Origin of the sequence: Geopseudomonas sagittaria (genome assembly GCF_900115715.1) — a bacterium.
GTDB classification, from domain to species: domain Bacteria; phylum Pseudomonadota; class Gammaproteobacteria; order Pseudomonadales; family Pseudomonadaceae; genus Geopseudomonas; species Geopseudomonas sagittaria.
The window spans coordinates 269357-287428 of the sequence record NZ_FOXM01000003.1; the positions used below are offsets into that span (position 1 = coordinate 269357).

11 protein-coding genes and 1 pseudogene are annotated in these 18072 nt (G+C 68.8%); 2 read left to right on the forward strand and 10 right to left on the reverse strand.

Annotation, left to right across the window (positions count from 1 at the left end; translation table 11 throughout):
* Positions 1 to 12: 12 nt before the first annotated feature.
* Positions 13 to 5160, forward strand: a complete 5148-nt coding sequence (locus BM297_RS05385; RefSeq protein ID WP_092429060.1) for a RecQ family ATP-dependent DNA helicase — start codon at positions 13 to 15, stop codon at positions 5158 to 5160.
* Between the two features lie 18 nt (positions 5161 to 5178).
* Here BM297_RS05385 and BM297_RS05390 read toward each other — a convergent pair whose 3' ends face one another.
* The 10 genes and pseudogenes from BM297_RS05390 to BM297_RS05435 form a co-directional block, all read right to left on the reverse strand.
* Positions 5179 to 5994: an alpha/beta fold hydrolase gene (locus BM297_RS05390; protein ID WP_092429062.1), complete on the reverse strand. Its 816-nt coding sequence runs from the start codon at positions 5992 to 5994 to the stop codon at positions 5179 to 5181.
* Positions 5995 to 6271: 277 nt separating this feature from the next.
* Positions 6272 to 7453, reverse strand: coding sequence for an acyl-CoA dehydrogenase (locus tag BM297_RS05395; RefSeq protein ID WP_092429064.1), 1182 nt, complete (start codon positions 7451 to 7453; stop codon positions 6272 to 6274).
* Between the two features lie 40 nt (positions 7454 to 7493).
* Positions 7494 to 8696, reverse strand: a complete 1203-nt coding sequence (locus BM297_RS05400; RefSeq protein ID WP_092429066.1) for a 3-oxoadipyl-CoA thiolase — start codon at positions 8694 to 8696, stop codon at positions 7494 to 7496.
* Positions 8693 to 10216: a 3-hydroxyacyl-CoA dehydrogenase gene (locus BM297_RS05405; protein WP_092429068.1), complete on the reverse strand. Its 1524-nt coding sequence runs from the start codon at positions 10214 to 10216 to the stop codon at positions 8693 to 8695. The genes BM297_RS05400 and BM297_RS05405 overlap by 4 nt, the downstream gene beginning before the upstream one ends.
* Positions 10217 to 10272: 56 nt before the next feature.
* Positions 10273 to 11217 carry an electron transfer flavoprotein subunit alpha/FixB family protein gene (locus BM297_RS05410; protein WP_092429069.1) on the reverse strand — a complete coding sequence of 315 codons (945 nt, stop codon included), beginning with the start codon at positions 11215 to 11217 and terminating at the stop codon, positions 10273 to 10275.
* Entirely contained in the window at positions 11217 to 11966 is a 750-nt protein-coding gene (locus BM297_RS05415) for an electron transfer flavoprotein subunit beta/FixA family protein (RefSeq protein ID WP_092429071.1), read from the reverse strand. Before BM297_RS05415 ends, BM297_RS05410 begins: the two co-directional genes overlap by 1 nt.
* Before the next feature lie 29 nt (positions 11967 to 11995).
* The gene (locus BM297_RS05420) at positions 11996 to 13138 is read right to left on the reverse strand and encodes an acyl-CoA dehydrogenase family protein (RefSeq protein WP_092429073.1); all 1143 of its coding nucleotides are present in this window, start codon (positions 13136 to 13138) and stop codon (positions 11996 to 11998) included.
* A gap of 11 nt (positions 13139 to 13149) precedes the next feature.
* Positions 13150 to 14331, reverse strand: coding sequence for an acyl-CoA dehydrogenase family protein (locus tag BM297_RS05425; protein WP_092429075.1), 1182 nt, complete (start codon positions 14329 to 14331; stop codon positions 13150 to 13152).
* Between the two features lie 65 nt (positions 14332 to 14396).
* Positions 14397 to 15239 (reverse strand): annotated as a pseudogene (locus BM297_RS05430) (enoyl-CoA hydratase-related protein); the annotation flags it as partial.
* A 70-nt stretch (positions 15240 to 15309) separates the two neighbouring features.
* On the reverse strand, positions 15310 to 16086 hold the full coding sequence (locus BM297_RS05435; protein ID WP_092429079.1) for an enoyl-CoA hydratase: 777 nt from the start codon (positions 16084 to 16086) through the stop codon (positions 15310 to 15312).
* A 331-nt stretch (positions 16087 to 16417) separates the two neighbouring features.
* On the opposite strand from BM297_RS05435, the gene BM297_RS05440 reads away from it, so the two are divergent.
* Complete coding sequence (locus BM297_RS05440; RefSeq protein WP_217648242.1) at positions 16418 to 18016, forward strand: AMP-binding protein; 1599 nt, start codon at positions 16418 to 16420, stop codon at positions 18014 to 18016.
* Positions 18017 to 18072: the final 56 nt, after the last annotated feature.

Here is an 18072-nt window from a genome sequence, read left to right on the forward strand (position 1 = left end):
ACGACTCGACTCATGGCACTACCTCCGCAACCGAAATGCCTGGTATTCGATCTGGAGGTGGTACCGGAAACCCCGGAGCAGCCGGCGCGGATCATCAAGCTCGGCGCCCTGCGCCCCGACACCGGCGAGGAGCTGGAACTCGACACCCCGTCCCGGCAGCGGCTCGACGCCGCCCTCGCCCAGCTGGAACGGATGGCCGAGGGGGCCAGCTTCCTGCTCGGTCACAACCTGCAGGTCCACGATCTGCCACTGCTCGAGGCGCTCGCTCCGCAACTCGCCCTTCTGCGTCTGCCGGCGGTCGACACCCTGCGCCTGTCGCCGCTGGCCTTTCCGCAGAATCCCTATCACCGGCTGATCAAGGACTACAAGCTGATCCGCGCCAGCCTCAACTCGCCGCTGGCCGACTGCCGGGCGACCCTGGCGCTGTTTCTCGACCAGCACCAGGCCTTCCGTCAACTCAACACCAGCCGCCCCGAGGAACTGCTCTGCTACCAGGCGCTGATCGCTCCGCAGGTCGGCGCAGGTCTCGGCAACTTCTTCATGCACATGAGCGGCCAGCGGCCGTTACCCATCGAGCGATTGAACGAACTGCTGCACGACCTGCTGCGCGAGAACGATCCGACCCTGGCGCGCGATCTCAAGGTCTGTCGCACCCGCCTGCAGCGCCTGCTGGTCGATGACCTGCACCAACCCGAGCGGCACTGGCCACTGGCCTACGCCCTGGCCTGGCTGCGAGTGGCCGGCGGCAACTCAGTGCTGGCGCCCTGGGTGCGCCACCAGTTCCCTGCGGTCAGCCAGCTGATCGGCGAACTGCGCGACCAACCGTGCAGCGATCCCGCCTGCCAGTATTGCCGCAGCGCCCACGACCCGCGCCACGAACTCAAGCGCTACTTCGGCTTCGACGATTTCCGCCGCGAGGCGGACGGCAGCAGCGCGCAGCAGGACATCGTGCAGACCGGCATGCAGGGCCAGTCGGTGCTGGCGGTGCTCGCCACCGGCGGCGGCAAGTCGCTGTGCTACCAGCTGCCGGCACTCAATCGCTACCACCGCAACGGCAGCCTGACGGTGATCATCTCGCCGCTGCAGTCGCTGATGAAGGATCAGGTGGACGGCCTGCTGGCGCGCAACGTGCAGTGCGCCGCCGCCCTCAACGGCCTGCTGACCCTGCCCGAGCGTGCCGATGTACTGGAGAAGATCCAGATGGGCGACATCGGCCTGCTGCTGGTGTCGCCGGAGCAGTTCCGCAACAAGGCCCTGCGCGGCGCCATCGCCCAGCGCCAGATCGGCGCCTGGATCTTCGATGAGGCGCACTGTCTGTCGAAGTGGGGCAACGACTTCCGCCCGGACTATCTCTACGCCGCCCGTTTCATCCGCGAGTTCAGCGTCGCTCAGCCCCTGGCGCCGATCGGCTGCTTCACTGCCACCGCCAAGCAAGACGTGCTGGAGGACATCCGCACGCACTTTCGCGACGAACTGGGGATCACCTTCCGCGACTTCATCGGCACGCCCGAGCGCAGCAATTTGAGCTTCGAGGTGCTGCCGGTCGGCGCCGGCGAGAAGTGGCCGCGCACCCACCAGCTGCTGGGCGACGAGCTGGGGCAGCGCGACGGCGGCGCGGTGGTTTTCGTTGCCAGCCGCAAGAACGCCGAGACCCTGGCCGAGTTCCTGCAGCGCCAGGACTGGGCCTGCCGCTTCTTCCATGCCGGCTTGCAGCCCCACGAGAAGAAGGACATCCAGGACGAGTTCAAGGATGGCCGACTGCGGGTGATCGTCGCCACCAACGCTTTTGGCATGGGCGTGGACAAGCAGGACGTGCGCCTGGTGGTGCACGCCGACATCCCCGGCTCGCTGGAGAACTACCTGCAGGAAGCCGGCCGCGCCGGCCGCGACCAGCAGCAGGCGCGCTGTGTGCTGCTCTACGACCCGCAGGACATCGAGACCCAGTTCGGCCTCAGCGAGCGCTCGCAGCTCAGCCAGCGCGACATCCAGCAGATCCTCGCCAAGCTGCGCGCTGAAAGCGGCCGACGCAAGGGCGGCCAGCTGGTCATCACCGCCGGCGAGATCCTCCAGGACGACAGCGTGCAGACCAGCTTCGACGCCGACGACCGCGACGCCGAAACCAAGGTGGCCACCGCCATCGCCTGGCTGGAGCGCGGCCGCTTTCTGCGCCGCGAGGAGAACCACACGCGGGTGTTTCCGGCGCGCCTGAAGCTGCCGGAGGAGCAGGCCGAGGCGCGCCTGGCGCTGGCCGACCTGCCGGCCCGGCGCCTGGAGGAGTTCCGCGCCATCCTGCAGTTCCTCTACGCCGCCGAGGCCGACGAGCGCATCAACACCGACCAGCTGATGGCGCTCACCGGGCAGACCGCCGAGGAAGTCGCCGGCAGCCTGCGCCAGCTGGAAGACCTCGGCCTGCTGGAGAACGACACCCAGTTGACCCTCTACCTGCGCCACGCCATCGCCGGCGCGTCCGCCGAGCGGCTCAAGCAGTCGCTGCAGCTGGAGCAGGCGCTGCTCGACGAGATGCGCGAACAGGCCCCGGATGCCGACCAGGGCGGCTGGCAGGACGTCCATCTGCCGGCGCTCAGCGCCCGCCTGCGCGAGGTCAGCGGCCTGGCCGACCTGCTGCCGCTGCACATCCTGCGCCTGCTGCACAGCCTAGCGCAGGATCGCGACGGCGACCGCCAGCAGGGCAGCACCCTCGAGCTACGCCAGATCAACCATGACTACCTCAAGCTGCGCCTGCGCAACGGTCGCAGCTGGCAGCAGCTGGCGCGCCAGGGGGACAGGCGTCGCGCCATCGCCGCCGCCCTGCTGCCCTTCCTGCTCGACAAGCTGCCCGCCGGCGCCCGCGGCAAGGACCTGCTGGTGCAGACCACCTTCGGCGAACTGCTCCAGCTGCTCGACACCGACCTCGAGCTGCGCACCTATATCCCGGCGGAGCAGCGCCAGGCGGCCATCGAACATACGCTGCTGTACCTGCACCAGCAGGAAGTGCTGACCCTCAACCACGGCATGACCGTGATGCGTCGGGCCATGACCATCGCCATCAGCCCGGAGCGCCAGGGCCAGCGCTATCTCAAGGAGGACTTCCAGCGCCTCGACGAGCACTACCGCGAGCGGCGCATCCAGGTGCACGTAATGCGCGAGTATGCGGAAATCGCCCTCAAGGAAATGGCCGCCGCCCTGGGCCTGGTGCTGCACTACTTCAGCGACAGCAAGCAGGAGTTCCTGCGCCGCTATTTCGCCGGCAAGGAGAAAGTGCTCGCCCTGGCCACCAGCGAGGCCTCGTGGAAGTCCATCGTCGGGTCGCTCAACGCCACGCAGAAGCTCATCGTCACCGACCACGACGACCGCAACCGGCTGATCCTCGCCGGCCCCGGCTCCGGCAAGACGCGGGTGATCGTGCACCGCATCGCCTACCTGCTGCGGGTGCGCCGGGTGCCGGCCAGCGCCATCATCGCGCTGACCTTCAACCGCCACGCCGCCAACGAGATCCGCCGGCGCCTGCTCGAACTGGTCGGCCAGGAAGCGTGGGGGCTGACCGTGCTGACCTACCACGCCATGGCCATGCGCCTCACCGGTACCCGCTTCGAGCGCCGCGAGAAGGTCGAGGAGCGCGAGCTGCAGGCCCTCCTCGAGCGTGCCGCCGAACTGCTCGAAGGGCAGCATCTGGTGGAGGGCGAGGACGACCTGCGCGAGCGCCTGCTGCGCGGCTACCGCTACATCCTGGTGGACGAATACCAGGACATTGACGAGCACCAGTATCGTCTGGTCAGCGCCCTGGCCAAACGGCGCGGCGACAGTGAGAGCGACGCCGCGCTGTGCATCCTCGCCGTCGGCGACGACGACCAGAACATCTATCACTGGCGCGGCGGCAGCAACCGGCATATCGAAAACTACCGAGCGGAATACCAGGCCGACATCAGCTACCTGGTGGAGAACTACCGCTCCAGCCAGACGATCATCGCCGCCGCCAACCAGCTGATCGAGCACAACCCGGCGCGGCTCAAGGCCGCACAGCCGATCCGCATCGACAAGCAACGCGAGGAGGACCCCGCCAGCGGCCACTGGCAGAGTCTCGATCTTGCGCGCGAGGGCCGAGTGCTGTGCCTGCGCCTGCCGGCCGGCGATCGAGAACACGGCAACCTGCAGGCCCAGGCCGTGCTCGGCGAGCTGAAGCGCCTGCTGGACCTGGAGCAACGTGGCGACGACTGGCAGGACTGCGCCATCCTTGCGCGCAGCCACCGCTACCTGCAGCCGCTGCAGGCCTGGTGCGAGCAGCAGGGCATCGCCTACCACCTCGCCGACGACAAGGTCAGCCTGCCGCTGACCCGACAGCGCGGCTTCATCCAGGCCATCGACCAGCTGCGTGGCGGCAAGCCGCAGTTCGATGTCGCCGGCGTGCGCGAGCGCCTTGGCGAACTGGCACTCGACGCTCCCTGGCAGGCGTTCTTCGCCACCGCTGTCGAGCAGCTCCAGGGCGAGTTCGGCGACTGCCGGCTGTCCACGGCCGCACTGACCGACTGGCTCTACGACTACGCCCGCGAGCTGCGTCAGCAAGCGCGCCCCGGACTGTACCTGGGCACGGTGCATTCGGCCAAGGGCCTGGAATTCCGCCATGTGGTGCTGCTCGACGGTGGCTGGAGCCGCAGCCCGCAGCATCTGGAAGAGGAGCGCCGCTTGTACTATGTCGGAATGACTCGCGCCCGGGAAACCCTGACCCTCGGCGAGTTCCAGCCCGGCAACCCGTTCACCCGCTCGCTGGCCGGCGCAGTACTGGAGCAGGAGTTCGCCGGCCGCCATGATCCACAACTGGAGATCCGCTACCAGATGCTCGGCCTGCAGGAGATCGACATCGACTACCCCGGCCGGCACAGCACACAGGCGCCTATCCACCAGGCGATCCGGGAGCTGCAGACCGGCGATACCCTGCAGCTGCAGGAGGACGGCAGGCGCTACCAGATCCTCGACCGCCAGGGCCGCACCGTCGGCCGTACCGCCCGCGCCTTCCGCCCCACCCTGCACGCCGAGCACTGCGAGGTGGCAGGCATCGTCACCCGCTTCGCCGACGACAGCAGCGAGGAGTTCCGCGACCGCCTAAGGTGCGGGCAATGGGAGATCGTCGTGCCGCGCCTGCGTGGGCGAGATAGCCGTCAGTAGCTCGGCGCCGCCCCCGACTCAGACCGGCTCCATCGCCCCCAGCGCCTCGGCCGCAACCAGCCCGTTCTGCGCCAGAAACTCCCCGATCAAGCGCAGGGTCGCTGCGCCCGCCTCGCGGTGCGGGATGTGCCGGCAGTCGCCGAGCAGCGCGGTGCGGCAGGGGCCGGCGACGCCGCGGGCGATGCGCGCCAGCTGTTCGGCGGTGGCGTACTGGTCGCCCTCGCCCTGGAAGGCCAGCAGCGGCACGCGGATCTGCGCCAGCTCGCGGTCGAGGTTCCAGGCGGCGAACTCGGGCTGCTGCCAGGTATCCACCCAGCCATGGAAGACGCCCTCGAGGTTGGCGCCGTGGTAGACGCGCAGGCGCTCGAGCAGGTCGCTGTTGCTGAAATGCGCGTCGGCCGCGCGGATGCCGGCCAGGGTGGCCTCCTCGACGATCACGTGCGGCGCCATGGCGACCACGCCGAGCACCCGCGGGTCGTTGCGCGCGGCGTAGGCCAGGGCGATGGAGGCGCCGTCGCTGTGGCCGACCAGCACCACGTTGCGCAGGTCGAGGGCTTCGAGCAAGGCGCCCAGTTCGTCGGGGCAGCCGACGCTCAGGTAGTCGAGGGGCCGCGGCTGCGGCGCCGGGCTGGAGCGGCCGTGGCCCTGACGGCTGTAGGCCAGCACCGCGCAGCCGCTGTGCTCGGCCAGCTGACGGGGGAAATCCTTCCAGTGGGCAATGCCGCCGAGGGCTTCGTGCAGCAGCACCAGGGTCGGCAGCCCCGCCGCGCGAGCCGGGATCTGCTGGTATTCGAGACGGGCATGGGCAAGGTCGAGCCACTCGACGTCATGCATGGGGAACGCTCCTGATGGTTCTTGTCGGCCGGCGAATGTGCCGTGCCTCGCTCGGCGCCGGCCAGCGCCGGGACATCACGGGCATAGGCAAAAAGTCGGACACCACTGCTCGCCCCCCGCAGTGGTGCCCGCAAATGGCGGGAACCGGGGGTGACCCGGCTCCCCGCCCAGTGGCACTCAGAGCGTAGGATGGGTTAGCCGCCGTGCGGCGTAACCCATCGGGCGGATTGATGGGTATCGCTGTGCTCAACCCATCCTGCGAGTCCGGGGTTCAGGCTCAGTAGAACGCCTGGATGCCGGTCTGCGCGCGGCCGAGGATCAGCGCGTGGATGTCGTGGGTGCCCTCGTAGGTGTTGACCACCTCGAGGTTGACCAGGTGGCGGGCCACGCCGAACTCGTCGCTGATGCCGTTGCCGCCCAGCATGTCGCGGGCCAGGCGGGCGATGTCCAGCGCCTTGCCGCAGCTGTTGCGCTTCATGATCGAGGTGATCTCCACCGCCGCAGTGCCCTCGTCCTTCATGCGGCCCAGGCGCAGGCAGCCCTGCAGGGCCAGGGTGATCTCGGTCTGCATGTCAGCCAGCTTCTTCTGGATCAGCTGGTTGGCGGCCAGCGGGCGGCCGAACTGCTGGCGGTCGAGGGTGTACTGGCGCGCGGTGTGCCAGCAGGCCTCGGCGGCGCCCAGTGCACCCCAGGCGATGCCGTAGCGCGCCGAGTTCAGGCAGGTGAACGGACCCTTGAGGCCGCGCACCTCGGGGAACACGTTCTCCTCGGGGACGAACACGTTGTCCATGACGATCTCGCCGGTGATCGAGGCGCGCAGGCCGACCTTGCCGTGGATCGCCGGGGCGCACAGGCCCTGCCAGCCCTTCTCCAGCACGAAGCCGCGGATCTCCCCCGCGTCGTCCTTGGCCCACACCACGAACACGTCGGCGATCGGGCTGTTGGTGATCCACATCTTGCTGCCGGTCAGCCGGTAGCCGCCGTCGACCGTCCTGGCGCGGGTGATCATCGAGCCCGGGTCGGAGCCGTGGTTCGGCTCGGTCAGGCCGAAGCAGCCGATCCACTCGCCGCTGGCCAGCTTCGGCAGGTACTTCTGCCGGGTGGCCTCGTTGCCGAACTCGTTGATCGGCACCATCACCAGGGAGGACTGCACGCTGAGCATCGAGCGGTAGCCGGAGTCGATGCGCTCGACCTCGCGGGCGATCAGGCCGTAGCACACGTAGTTGAGGCCGCTGCCGCCGTACTCGACCGGGATGGTCGCGCCGAGCAGGCCGGTCTCGCCCATCTCGCGGAAGATCGCCGGGTCGGTGTGCTCGTGACGGAAGGCTTCCAGCACTCGCGGCGCCAGGCGGTCGGCGGCGAACTTGCGGGCGCTGTCCTGCACCATGCGCTCTTCTTCGCTGAGTTGCTGGTCGAGCAGCAGCGGATCTGCCCAGTTGAAGCTTGCCTTGTTGGCCATGTCGGTAGTCCTCGGTATGGGTCTTGTTATGGGTATGGATTCAATCGAGCCGTTCGATGACGCAGGCGATGCCCTGCCCCAGGCCGATGCACAGGCTGACCAGCGCATGGCGCCCGCCGGTGCGTTCCAGCTGGCGCAGCGCGGTCAGCGCCAGGCGTGCACCGGAGGCGCCCAGCGGGTGGCCGAGAGCGATGGCGCCGCCATTGGGGTTGAGGCGCGGGTCGTCCCAGGCCAGGCCCAGCTCGCGGGTGCAGCCGAGCACCTGGGCAGCGAAGGCCTCGTTGATCTCGATCACGTCCATGTCGCCCAGGGTCAGGCCGCTGCGCTGCAGCGTCTTGCGGATCGCCGGCACCGGACCGAGGCCCATCAGCCGCGGCTCCACCCCGGCGATGGCGCCGGCGAGGATGCGCGCCCGCGGCTGGCACTCGAAGCGCTCGCCGATGGCCTTGGAGCCGATCAGCAGCGCCGCGGCGCCATCGTTGACCCCGGAGGCATTGCCGGCGGTGACCACGCCACCTTCGAACAGCGGGTTCAGCCGCGACAGCGCCGCGAAGGTGCTTTCCGGACGCGGATGCTCGTCGCTCGCCACCACCTTCGGCGGCTGCTTGCGGCCCTGCGTCACCTCGATGGGCAGGATCTCGCCGCTGTAGAAGCCCGCCGCGGCGGCCGCGGCATACAGCTGCTGGCTGCGCGCAGCATAGCGGTCGGCCGCCTCGCGGCTGATGTTTAGCGCTTGCGCCACGTTGTCGGCGGTTTCCGGCATTGAGTCGGCGCCGAACTCGGCCTCCACCCGCGGGTTGGCGAAGCGCGCACCGATGGTGCTGTCGAACACGCGCAGCTCGCGGGCGTAGGGGCTTTCGCTCTTGGCCAGCACGAAGGGCGCGCGGCTCATGCTTTCCACGCCGCCGACTACGAACAGCTCGCCCTCGCCGGTACGCACGGCGCGCGCGGCATCCAGCACCGCCGCCAGTCCTGAGCCGCACAGACGGTTGACGGTGAGACCACCCACCGACAACGGCAAGCCGGACAACAGGCCGACATGCCGCGCCACGTTGCGCGCGTCCTCGCCGGCCTGGTTGGTGCAGCCGGCGACGATGTCCTCGTAGACCTCGCCGGTGAACGGATTGCGCGCCACCAGGGCGCGGACCACGCTGGCCAGCAGGTCGTCCGGGCGCAGCGAGGCCAGGGCACCGGCATAGCGGCCGAAGGGCGAACGCAGGCCGTCATAGATGTAGGCAGTCATGCCGATGGCTCCTGATCTTCCGGGGTGGTGAGCGGCAGGCCGAGCTGCACGCGCCGACGCAGCCACGGGCTGACCCGGTAGCGCGGCTCCTGATACTGCTCGTGCAACTCATGGAGGATCTGCTCGACGCGGGCCGCGCCAAACTGCTCGCCAAAGCCGAGCGGGCCATGGGGATAGCCCAGCGCCAGCTGCACGGCGCGATCGAGCACCGCCGGGCTGGCGATGCGCCGCTGGGCGATCTCGCAGCCGAGGTTGACGATGACGGCCAGCACGCGCTGGGCGACGAAGCCGGGCGAGTCGTTGATCACTTCCACCGGCACGCCATCGGCGCCCAGCGCCTGACGGGCCTGGGCCAGCAGCTGCGGGTCGAGCCCCGGCTGGCGCATCAGCACACGGCGCGTGGCGAAGCCGGCGAGGGTTTCCAGCGCCAGACTGCGCGCGGCGGGCAGCTGCTGGCGGGCAATGCAGCTGCTGGCGTCCTCGCCCAGCGGGGTGACCAGGCAGATGGCCTGCGCCGAGGGCTGGGCGCCCTCCTCCAGCACCGCGCCGGCGGCGGCCAGCACCGCGGCGACCTGCCCGCGCACCTGTGGATCGCGGCTGTCCAGCCAGAACGGCCGCTCGATGGCCACCGGCGCCGGGGCCGGCTCGGCCTCGTGCTGGATCTGGCCGTCGACGTAACGGTAGAAACCCTCGCCGCTCTTGCGCCCCAGCAGGCCGGCGGCCAGGCGCGGCGCCACCAGGTAGGACGGCGTGTAGCGCGGATCCTGGTAGAACTGCTGGTACACCGATTCCATCACCGCCTGGGTGACATCCAGGCCGATCAGGTCGAGCAGCTCGAACGGCCCCATGCGAAAGCCCAGGCTGTCGCGCAGGATGCGATCGATCTGCGCCGGCGTGGCCACGCCCTCGGCGAGGATGCGCAGCGCCTCGGTGCCGTAGGCTCGGCCGGCGTGGTTGACCAAGAAGCCGGGGGTATCCGGGGTGCTCGCCGGGAAGTGCCCGGCCTGCTCGGCCAGCGCCGCCAGACGGCGGATCACCGCCGGGTCGGTACGCTCGCCGCGCACCACCTCGACGATCTTCATCAGCGGCACCGGGTTGAAGAAATGGAAACCGGCGACCCGCTCGGGGTGCCGGCAGCCGCTGGCGATGCGGGTCACCGACAGCGACGAGGTGTTGGTGGCCAGTACCGCATCGGCGGCGACCAGCGCCTCCAGCTCGCGGAACAGCGCCTGCTTGGCCTCGAGGTTCTCGACGATGGCCTCGATCAGCAGGTCGCAGTCGGCCAGTTCCGCCAGGCTTGCCGCCGGGCGCAGGCGCGCCAGGGTCGCCTCGAGCTGCTCGGGGCTCAGCCGGCCCTTGGCCGCCGCGCGCTCGAGCGTCTCGCGGTTATAGGCCAGCGCCTGGTCGATGGCCTCGCTGCGGCTGTCATGCAGCAGCACCTCGACCCCGGCGGTGGCGAACAACTGGGCAATGCCACGCCCCATCGCACCACTGCCGATCACGCCAATTCGTTTGAACATCCTGCCTCCTTCACCTGGGCTGGATGACCGCCCCGCAGGGCGGTCGGAAAGCGTCCTCAGAGCTGGCGCTCCAGCTCGGGAACCGCCTCGAACAGGTCGCCGACCAGGCCGTAGTCGGCGACCTGGAAGATCGGCGCCTCCTCGTCCTTGTTGATCGCCACGATGACCTTGGAGTCCTTCATGCCGGCCAGGTGCTGGATCGCCCCGCTGATGCCGACGGCGAGGTACAGCTGCGGCGCGACGATCTTGCCGGTCTGGCCGACCTGCATGTCGTTGGGCACGAAGCCGGCGTCCACCGCCGCGCGCGAGGCGCCGACCGCGGCGCCGAGCTTGTCGGCCACGCTGTAGAGCAGCTGGAAGTTTTCGCCGTTCTGCATGCCGCGACCGCCGGAGACGATGATCTTGGCGGCGGTCAGCTCCGGGCGTTCGGACTTGGCGATCTCCTCGCCGACGAAGCGGGAGATGCCGGCATCGGTGACGCTGGCGATGGTCTCGATGCTGGCCGAGCCACCGCTGGCGGCCACGGCGTCGAAGCCGGTGCCGCGTACGCTGATCACCTTCACGGTGGCCGAAGACTGCACGGTGGCGATGGCGTTGCCGGCATAGATCGGCCGCTGGAAGGTATCCGGCGCGATGACCCTGACGATCTCGGAGATCTGGTCGACGTCGAGCAGCGCGGCGACGCGCGGCAGCAGGTTCTTACCGTTGGTGGTGGCCGGGGCCAGCACGTGGCTGTAGGCGGCCGGCGAGGTCCCGCAGACCAGCTCGGCCACCAGCGGGGCGAGGTTCTCCGCCAGCTGGTGGGCGTAGGCGGCGTGGTCGGCGACCAGCACCTTGGCCACCCCGGCGACCTTGGCGGCGGCCTCGGCCACGGCTCCGCAGTTAGCGCCAGCGACCAGCAGGTGGATGTCGCCACCGATCTGTTGCGCCGCAGCCACGGTGTTCAGGGTGGCGCCGGCCAGGGCGGCGTTGTCGTGCTCGGCAATGACGAGAATGGCCATCAGATCACCTTCGCTTCGTTCTTGAGTTTGTCGACCAGCTCGGCGACCGAGCCCACCTTGATGCCGGCACTGCGCGTGGCCGGTGCCTCGACCTTGAGTACCTTCACCGTGGAGGCGACGGACACGCCCAGCGCCTCCGGGGTCAGCACGTCGAGCGGCTTCTTCTTGGCCTTCATGATGTTGGGCAAGGAGGCGTAGCGCGGTTCGTTGAGGCGCAGGTCGGTGGTGACGATGGCCGGCAGCTTGAGGGCGACGGTCTGCAGGCCGCCGTCGATCTCGCGGGTGACGTTGAGCTGGTCGCCGGCGACTTCCACCTTGGAGGCGAAGGTGCCCTGGGCGAAGCCGGTCAGTGCGGCGAGCATCTGCCCGGTCTGGTTGTTGTCGCTGTCGATGGCCTGCTTGCCGAGGATGACCAGCTGCGGCTGTTCCTGGTCGACCACGGCCTTGAGCAGCTTGGCCACCGCCAGCGAGTTCAGCTCGTCGTTGGACTCGACCAGCACGGCGCGGTCGGCGCCGAGGGCCAGGGCGGTGCGCAGCTGTTCCTGGGCAGCGTTGCTGCCGATGCTGACCACCACCACTTCGCTGGCCACGCCCTTCTCTTTCAGGCGCACGGCTTCTTCCACGGCGATCTCGCAGAAGGGGTTCATCGCCATCTTGACGTTGGCGAGGTCGACGCCGGAGCCGTCCGCCTTGACGCGGACCTTGACGTTGTAGTCGACCACTCGTTTTACCGCGACCAGTATCTTCATCTTGTTGTCCTCAGGTCTTCGGATGGAATTCAGGCGCTGTGCAGCAGTTCGGAGTAAGCCTGCAGGTGATGGTCGTCGTCGCCCAGCTGGTGGCTGAGCATCACCAGGCGCTTGGCGTGGTGGGCCAGGCTGTATTCCCAGGTCATGCCGATGCCGCCGTGCAGCTGGATCGCCTGCTCGGCGATGAAGCGCGCGGCGCGGGTGACGATGAACTTGGCGGCGGCCAGGCGCCGGCTGCGCTCCAGGCTGTCGGCCTGGTCAGCCACACAGGCGGCGAGGATGGCCATGGAGGTGGCCAGCTCCAGTTCGGTGCGCATGTCGACCATGCGGTGCTGCAGGGCCTGGAACTTGCCGATCGGCGCGCCGAACTGCTGGCGGGTCTTCAGGTAGTCGAGGGTCAGCTGGCAGGCCTCCTGCATGCTGCCGATGGCCTCGGCGCACTGGGCGGCGATGGCGCGGCCCTGCTGGTAGCGCAGCGCCGCCAGCGCCTGGCCCGGCTCGCCGAGCAGGTCGCTGTCGCGCACCAGCACGCGGTCGAGCAGCAGGTCGCAGGCCTTCGGCCCGTCGATGGTCGGGTAGACCCGGCGGCTCAGCCCTTCGGCCTGGGCGTCGACCAGGAACAGCGAGATGCCCTGCTCGTCGCGCGCCGCGCCGCGGGTGCGGGCCGATACCAGCAGCATCCTGGCGCTGTGCCCGCCGATCACCACCACCTTGCGTCCGCTCAGCTCCCAGCCGCCGTCGACCCGCTCGGCGCGGGTCTGCACGTCGTGCAGGTGGTAGTGGCTCTGGCGCTCCTCGAGGGCGACTGCCAGCTGCAGCTCGCCGCTGGTCACCACCGGCAGCAGGCGTTCGTGCTGCTCGGCGTTGCCCAGCTGCTGCAGCAGGCCGCCGGCGTGGATCTGCGACTGCAGGTAGGGCTCCAGGCACAGGCCGCGGCCCAGCTCGGTCATGATCAGCATGTTGTCCACGCCACTGCCGCCGAAGCCGCCGTGGGCCTCGCTGAAGGGCACGCCGCAGAGGCCCAGCTCGCCCAGCTGCTGCCAGAACTCGCGGCTGAAACCCGCCTCGCTGCGGTAGAAATGCTCGCGCTGCTCGAAGCCGTAGCTGTCGCGCACCAGACGGGCCACGGTATCCTGCAACATCTGCTGCTCTTCGGTCAATTTGAAGTCCATGGGGTGCTCTCCTACAGATCGAGGATCATCTTGGAGATGATGTTCTTCTGGATTTCGTTGGAGCCGCCGTAGATCGACAGCTTGCGCAGGTTGAAGTACTGGCTGGCCGGGCCGGCGCAGTAGTCGCCGTGCAGCGGCGCGCCAGCGAAGGCCGGGGCCAGCTCGTCCTCGAGGAACGGCAGCGCGCAGGGGCCGATGACCTTGCGCAGCAGGTGGCTGATCGCCTGGCGGATTTCCGAGCCCTTGATCTTGAGGATCGAGCTTTCCGCGCCCGGCACGCCGCCGGCCTGGGCGGCGGCGAGGATGCGCAGGGTGCTGACCTCGATGGCCAGCAGCTGCATCTCCACTTCGGCGATCTGCGCGCGCAGCAGCGGGTCGGCGAGGCGCCCCTCGCGGGCGGCGACCTGCTTGAGGTGGGCCAGCGCGGCCTTGGAGATGCCGATGCCGGCCTGGCCGGTGCGCTCGTGGGTGAGCAGGTACTTGGCGCAGGTCCAGCCCTGGTTCTCCTCGCCGACCAGGTTGCCCACCGGCACCCGCACGTTGTCGAAGAACACCTCGTTGACTTCGTGCTCGCCGTCCAGGGTGATGATCGGCCGCACGCTGATGCCGGGGCTGGCCATGTCGATCAGCAGGAAGGAGATGCCGCGCTGCTGCTGGGCCTGCGGGTCGGTGCGCACCAGGCAGAAGATCCAGTTGGCGTGCTGGCCGAGGGTGGTCCAGGTCTTCTGGCCGTTGACCACGTAGTGATCGCCCTCGCGCACCGCGCGGGTCTTCAGCGAGGACAGGTCGGAGCCGGCGCCCGGCTCGGAGTAGCCCTGGCACCACCAGTCGCTGCCGTCGAGGATGCGCGGCAGGTAGTGGGCCTTCTGCTCGGCGCTGCCGAACTTGATGATCACCGGGGCGACCATGTTGACGCCGAAGGAGATCAGCCGCGGCGCACCGAAGGCGGCGCACTCCTCCTCGAAGATGTGTTTCTGCACCACGCTCCAGCCGGTGCCGCCGAACTCCACCGGCCAGTTGGCGGCATACCAGCCGCGGGTATTGAGGATGCGCTGCCAGCGCTGGTGGTCGTCCTTGCCGAGATGCTTGCCGAGGCGCACCCGCTCGGCGATGTCCGCGGGCAGTTCGGCGCGCAGGAACTCGCGCACCTGGTCGCGGAAGGCGAGTTCTTCCGCGCTGTAGTTGATGTCCATGAAGACTCCTCGATTGATGGCGGCCGGGCCGCCCACGGTGACTGGGATCAGGCGGCCGGTTGCGCCTTGCGCGCGGCGCGCTCTGCGAAGAAAGCCGCCACCAGGGCGGCGCGCTGCGGCGACTGCAGGCACTGCTCGAACAGCGCGCGCTCGCGCTTGAGGCCCTCGGCCAGCGGCAACAGGGTAGCGGCCTCGATGGCGTCGACGGCGCGCAGTGGCGCGAAGGCTTCCGCCTGCTGCGCCAGCTCGCTGCGCCGGGCGGAGAACAGCCCCGCCGCATCGCTGACCTGCAGCTGCTCGCGGCGCTCGCCGCTGCGCCGCGGGCCGCGCCCCTCGGCCAGCAGGCGCTCGGCAAAAGCCAGCCCGGCGGCCTGCGCCTCGCCGTCGAAGTAGTCGTCGACCAATCCGCAAGCCAGCGCCTCGGCGGTCGCGATGGGCGTGCCGCTGGTGATCATGCGCAGCGCGCGGGCCACGCCGACCAGGCGCGGCAAGCGCTGGGTGCCGCCGGCGCCGGGGATCAGCCCAAGCTTGACCTCCGGCAGGCCGAGGCTGGCGTCGCAGCGGGCGATGCGGTAGTGGCAGGCCAGCGCCACTTCCAGCCCGCCACCGAGGGCCGAGCCGTGGATGGCGGCGACGCAGGGCTTGCGGCACGCCTCGATGGCCTCGACCAGCTCCGGCAGCAGCGGCGCCTGCGGGGTCTGGCCGAACTCGCGGATGTCCGCGCCGGCGATGAAGGTGCGCCCGGCGCAGCTCAGCACTACGGCCTGTACCGCAGCGTCGGCTTCGGCCTGGCGGAAGGCGTCCAGCAGGGCCGCACGCAGCGCGTGGCCGAGGGCATTGACCGGGGGATTGTCGACCGTGATCAGGGCGATGGCGCCCTGGCGGGAATACTGCACAAGGGATGACATCGATCAGCTCCTGCAGGCTCGCGGGCCTGCGTTCTTGTTGTTGTGCGGTGGAGTCGGTACTACGTGCGGCTCAGCGGTGCCGCCACAGCGGCTTGCGCTTCTGCACGAAGGCCTGCATGCCTTCCTTCTGATCCTCGGAACCGAAGCTGGCGTGCATCAGGCGGCGCTCGAACTCCACGCCCTCGGCCAGGGTGGTCTCGAAGGCGCGGTTGACCGCTTCCTTGTTCAGGCGCACCGCCATGCCGGAGTAGCTGGCGATCTGCGCGGCGCAGGTCATGGCCTCGTCGAGCAGCTTGTCCAGCGGCACCACCCGGCTGGCCAGGCCGAAGCGCACGGCCTCCTCAGCATCCAGGGTTCTGCCGGTCAGGCACATGTCCATGGCCATGGCCTTGCCGACCGCGCGGGTCAGGCGCTGGGTGCCACCGGCCCCCGGCAGGGTGCCGACCTTGACCTCGGGCTGGCCGAAGCGCGCGTTGTCGGCGGCGATGATGAAGTCGCACATCATCGCCAGCTCGCAGCCGCCGCCCAGCGCCAGGCCGGCCACCGCGGCGATCACCGGCTTGCGGCAGCGGGTCACCTCCTCCCAGGTGGCGGTCACGAAGTTCTCCAGATAGACGTCGGAGAAGGTCTTGAACTGCAGCTCGGAGATGTCCGCACCGGCGGCGAAGGCCTTGTCGCTGCCGGTGATGACCATGGCGCGGACGTTCGTTTCCCGCTCGAACAGCCGCAAGGCGGCGCCCAGCTCGCGCATCAGCGCGCCGTTCAGCGCGTTGTGGACTTCCGGTCGATGCAGGCGGATCAGACCGACCGCCCCCTGGACCTCTATCTGAATGTTGTCGAACTCCATGACCTGCTCCTCTGCAGCTCCCGAACCCATCAGGTCCGGGTCAGCTTCTTGTTCTTGTCGTGCCTGATCACACCGACCGGCAAGGTTTCGCGCATGACGCTCGGCTCGTGGTGATCCCCGAACCGTGACCCGAGAATAGTCCCGCTCAAAATTAAAGACAACATGTTGACATATTAAAATTGCAGGGCTTATCTTGGCTCTCAGCAGGAACGCAGTGGTTTGCCTAAAAGAACCGATAAACCTCTATAAAGTGAGGGAATGCATGAAAATAAGAACAAACATGCACGAAGGGCGGCGTACGGAGATGTACGCATGCGGCGCCTGGAATGACATGATCATTACAGATTGCTTTGAGAAGGCGGTCACAGCGACGCCGCACAAGATCGCCCTGACCGGCTACCGGGTTCATGCTGACGATCGCGTTTCGCTGAGCTACAGCGAGCTGGATCGACAGATCACCCGCATGGCCGCCGGCCTGGCCGGCCTGGGCGTCGACAAGGGTGATGTGGTGTCCTGCCAGCTACCCAACTGGTGGCAGATGAGCGCCCTGTTCCTGGCCTGCGTGCGCATCGGTGCGGTGTGCAACCCGCTGATGCCGATCTTCCGCGAGCACGAGATGCAGTACATGCTCGCCCATGCGCAGAGCAAGGTGGCGGTGGTCCCCAAGACCTTCCGCAACTTCGACCACCAGGCGATGCTCCGCGGCCTGCGCAGCGAGCTGCCGGACCTCAAGCACGTGCTGGTGATCGACAGCGACGACGAGCAGTCGTTCGACAAGGTGCTGCTGCAGCGCGCCTGGGAAGAGGAAGTCGACACCACCCGGCTGTTCGCCGAGCGCCGGCCGAGCGCCGACGATGTGGTGCAGCTGCTGTACACCTCCGGCACCACCGGCAAGCCCAAGGGGGTGATGCACACCTCCAACACCCTGCTCAGCAACATCCGTCCGTTCAGCGAGCGCCAGCGCCTGTGTGCCGACGACATCATCCTGATGCCCTCGCCGCTGGCCCACCAGCTCGGCTTCCTCTATGGCCTGATGCTGCCGATGTACCTCGGCGCCACCGCCATCCTCCAGGACGTCTGGGAGCCGGCATTCGCCGTCCGGGTGATCGCCGAGGAAGGCTGCAGCCTGACCCTGGGCTCCACCCCCTTCCTCGCCGACCTGGCCGAGCAGGCCCGCACCGAGCGCGGCCGTCTGGCCAGCCTGAAGACCTTCATCTCCGCCGGCGCACCGATTCCCGGCGCCCTGGTCGAGAAGGCCGCCAGCGTGATGCAGGGCACCAAGGTCATCTCGGCCTGGGGCATGACCGAGAACGGCGCGGTAACCACCACCCGCCCCGAGGACCCGCAGACCACCGCGGTCAACTTCGACGGCGTGGCCCTGCCTTATATGCAGATCAAGATCGTCGACGAGCACGGCAACGAACTGCCGGCCGGCGAGGAAGGCGACCTGCTGGTGCGCGGCGCCAGCCAGTGTGTCGGCTACTTCCGCCAGCCGGACATGTACAGCGTCGATGCCGAGGGTTGGTTCGCCACCGGCGACATCGCCCGCAAGGACGCGGCCGGCTACATCCGCATCACCGGGCGCAGCAAGGACGTGGTGATCCGCGGCGGCGAGAACCTGCCGATCGCTGACATCGAGAACAGCCTGTACCAGCACCCGGCGATCCAGGCCGTCGCGCTGGTCGGCGCGCCCGATGAACGCCTGGGCGAGCGCCTGTGCGCCTACGTCACCCTGCACGACGCCAGCGCCATGCTGACCCTCAAGGACGTCACCGACTTCCTGATGGAGCAGAGATTCACCCGCCAGTACCTGCCCGAATACCTCGAGGTGCTGCCGGCCATGCCGCGCACCCCGTCCGGGAAGATCCAGAAATTCAAGCTGCGGGACATGGCCAAGGACATCTTCCACAACCAGCAGGCCCATGCCTGAGTCCGGCAGCAGCGTGCGCAATCTTCCGACAAGCAGTCATCCGACAAGAGAGAGAC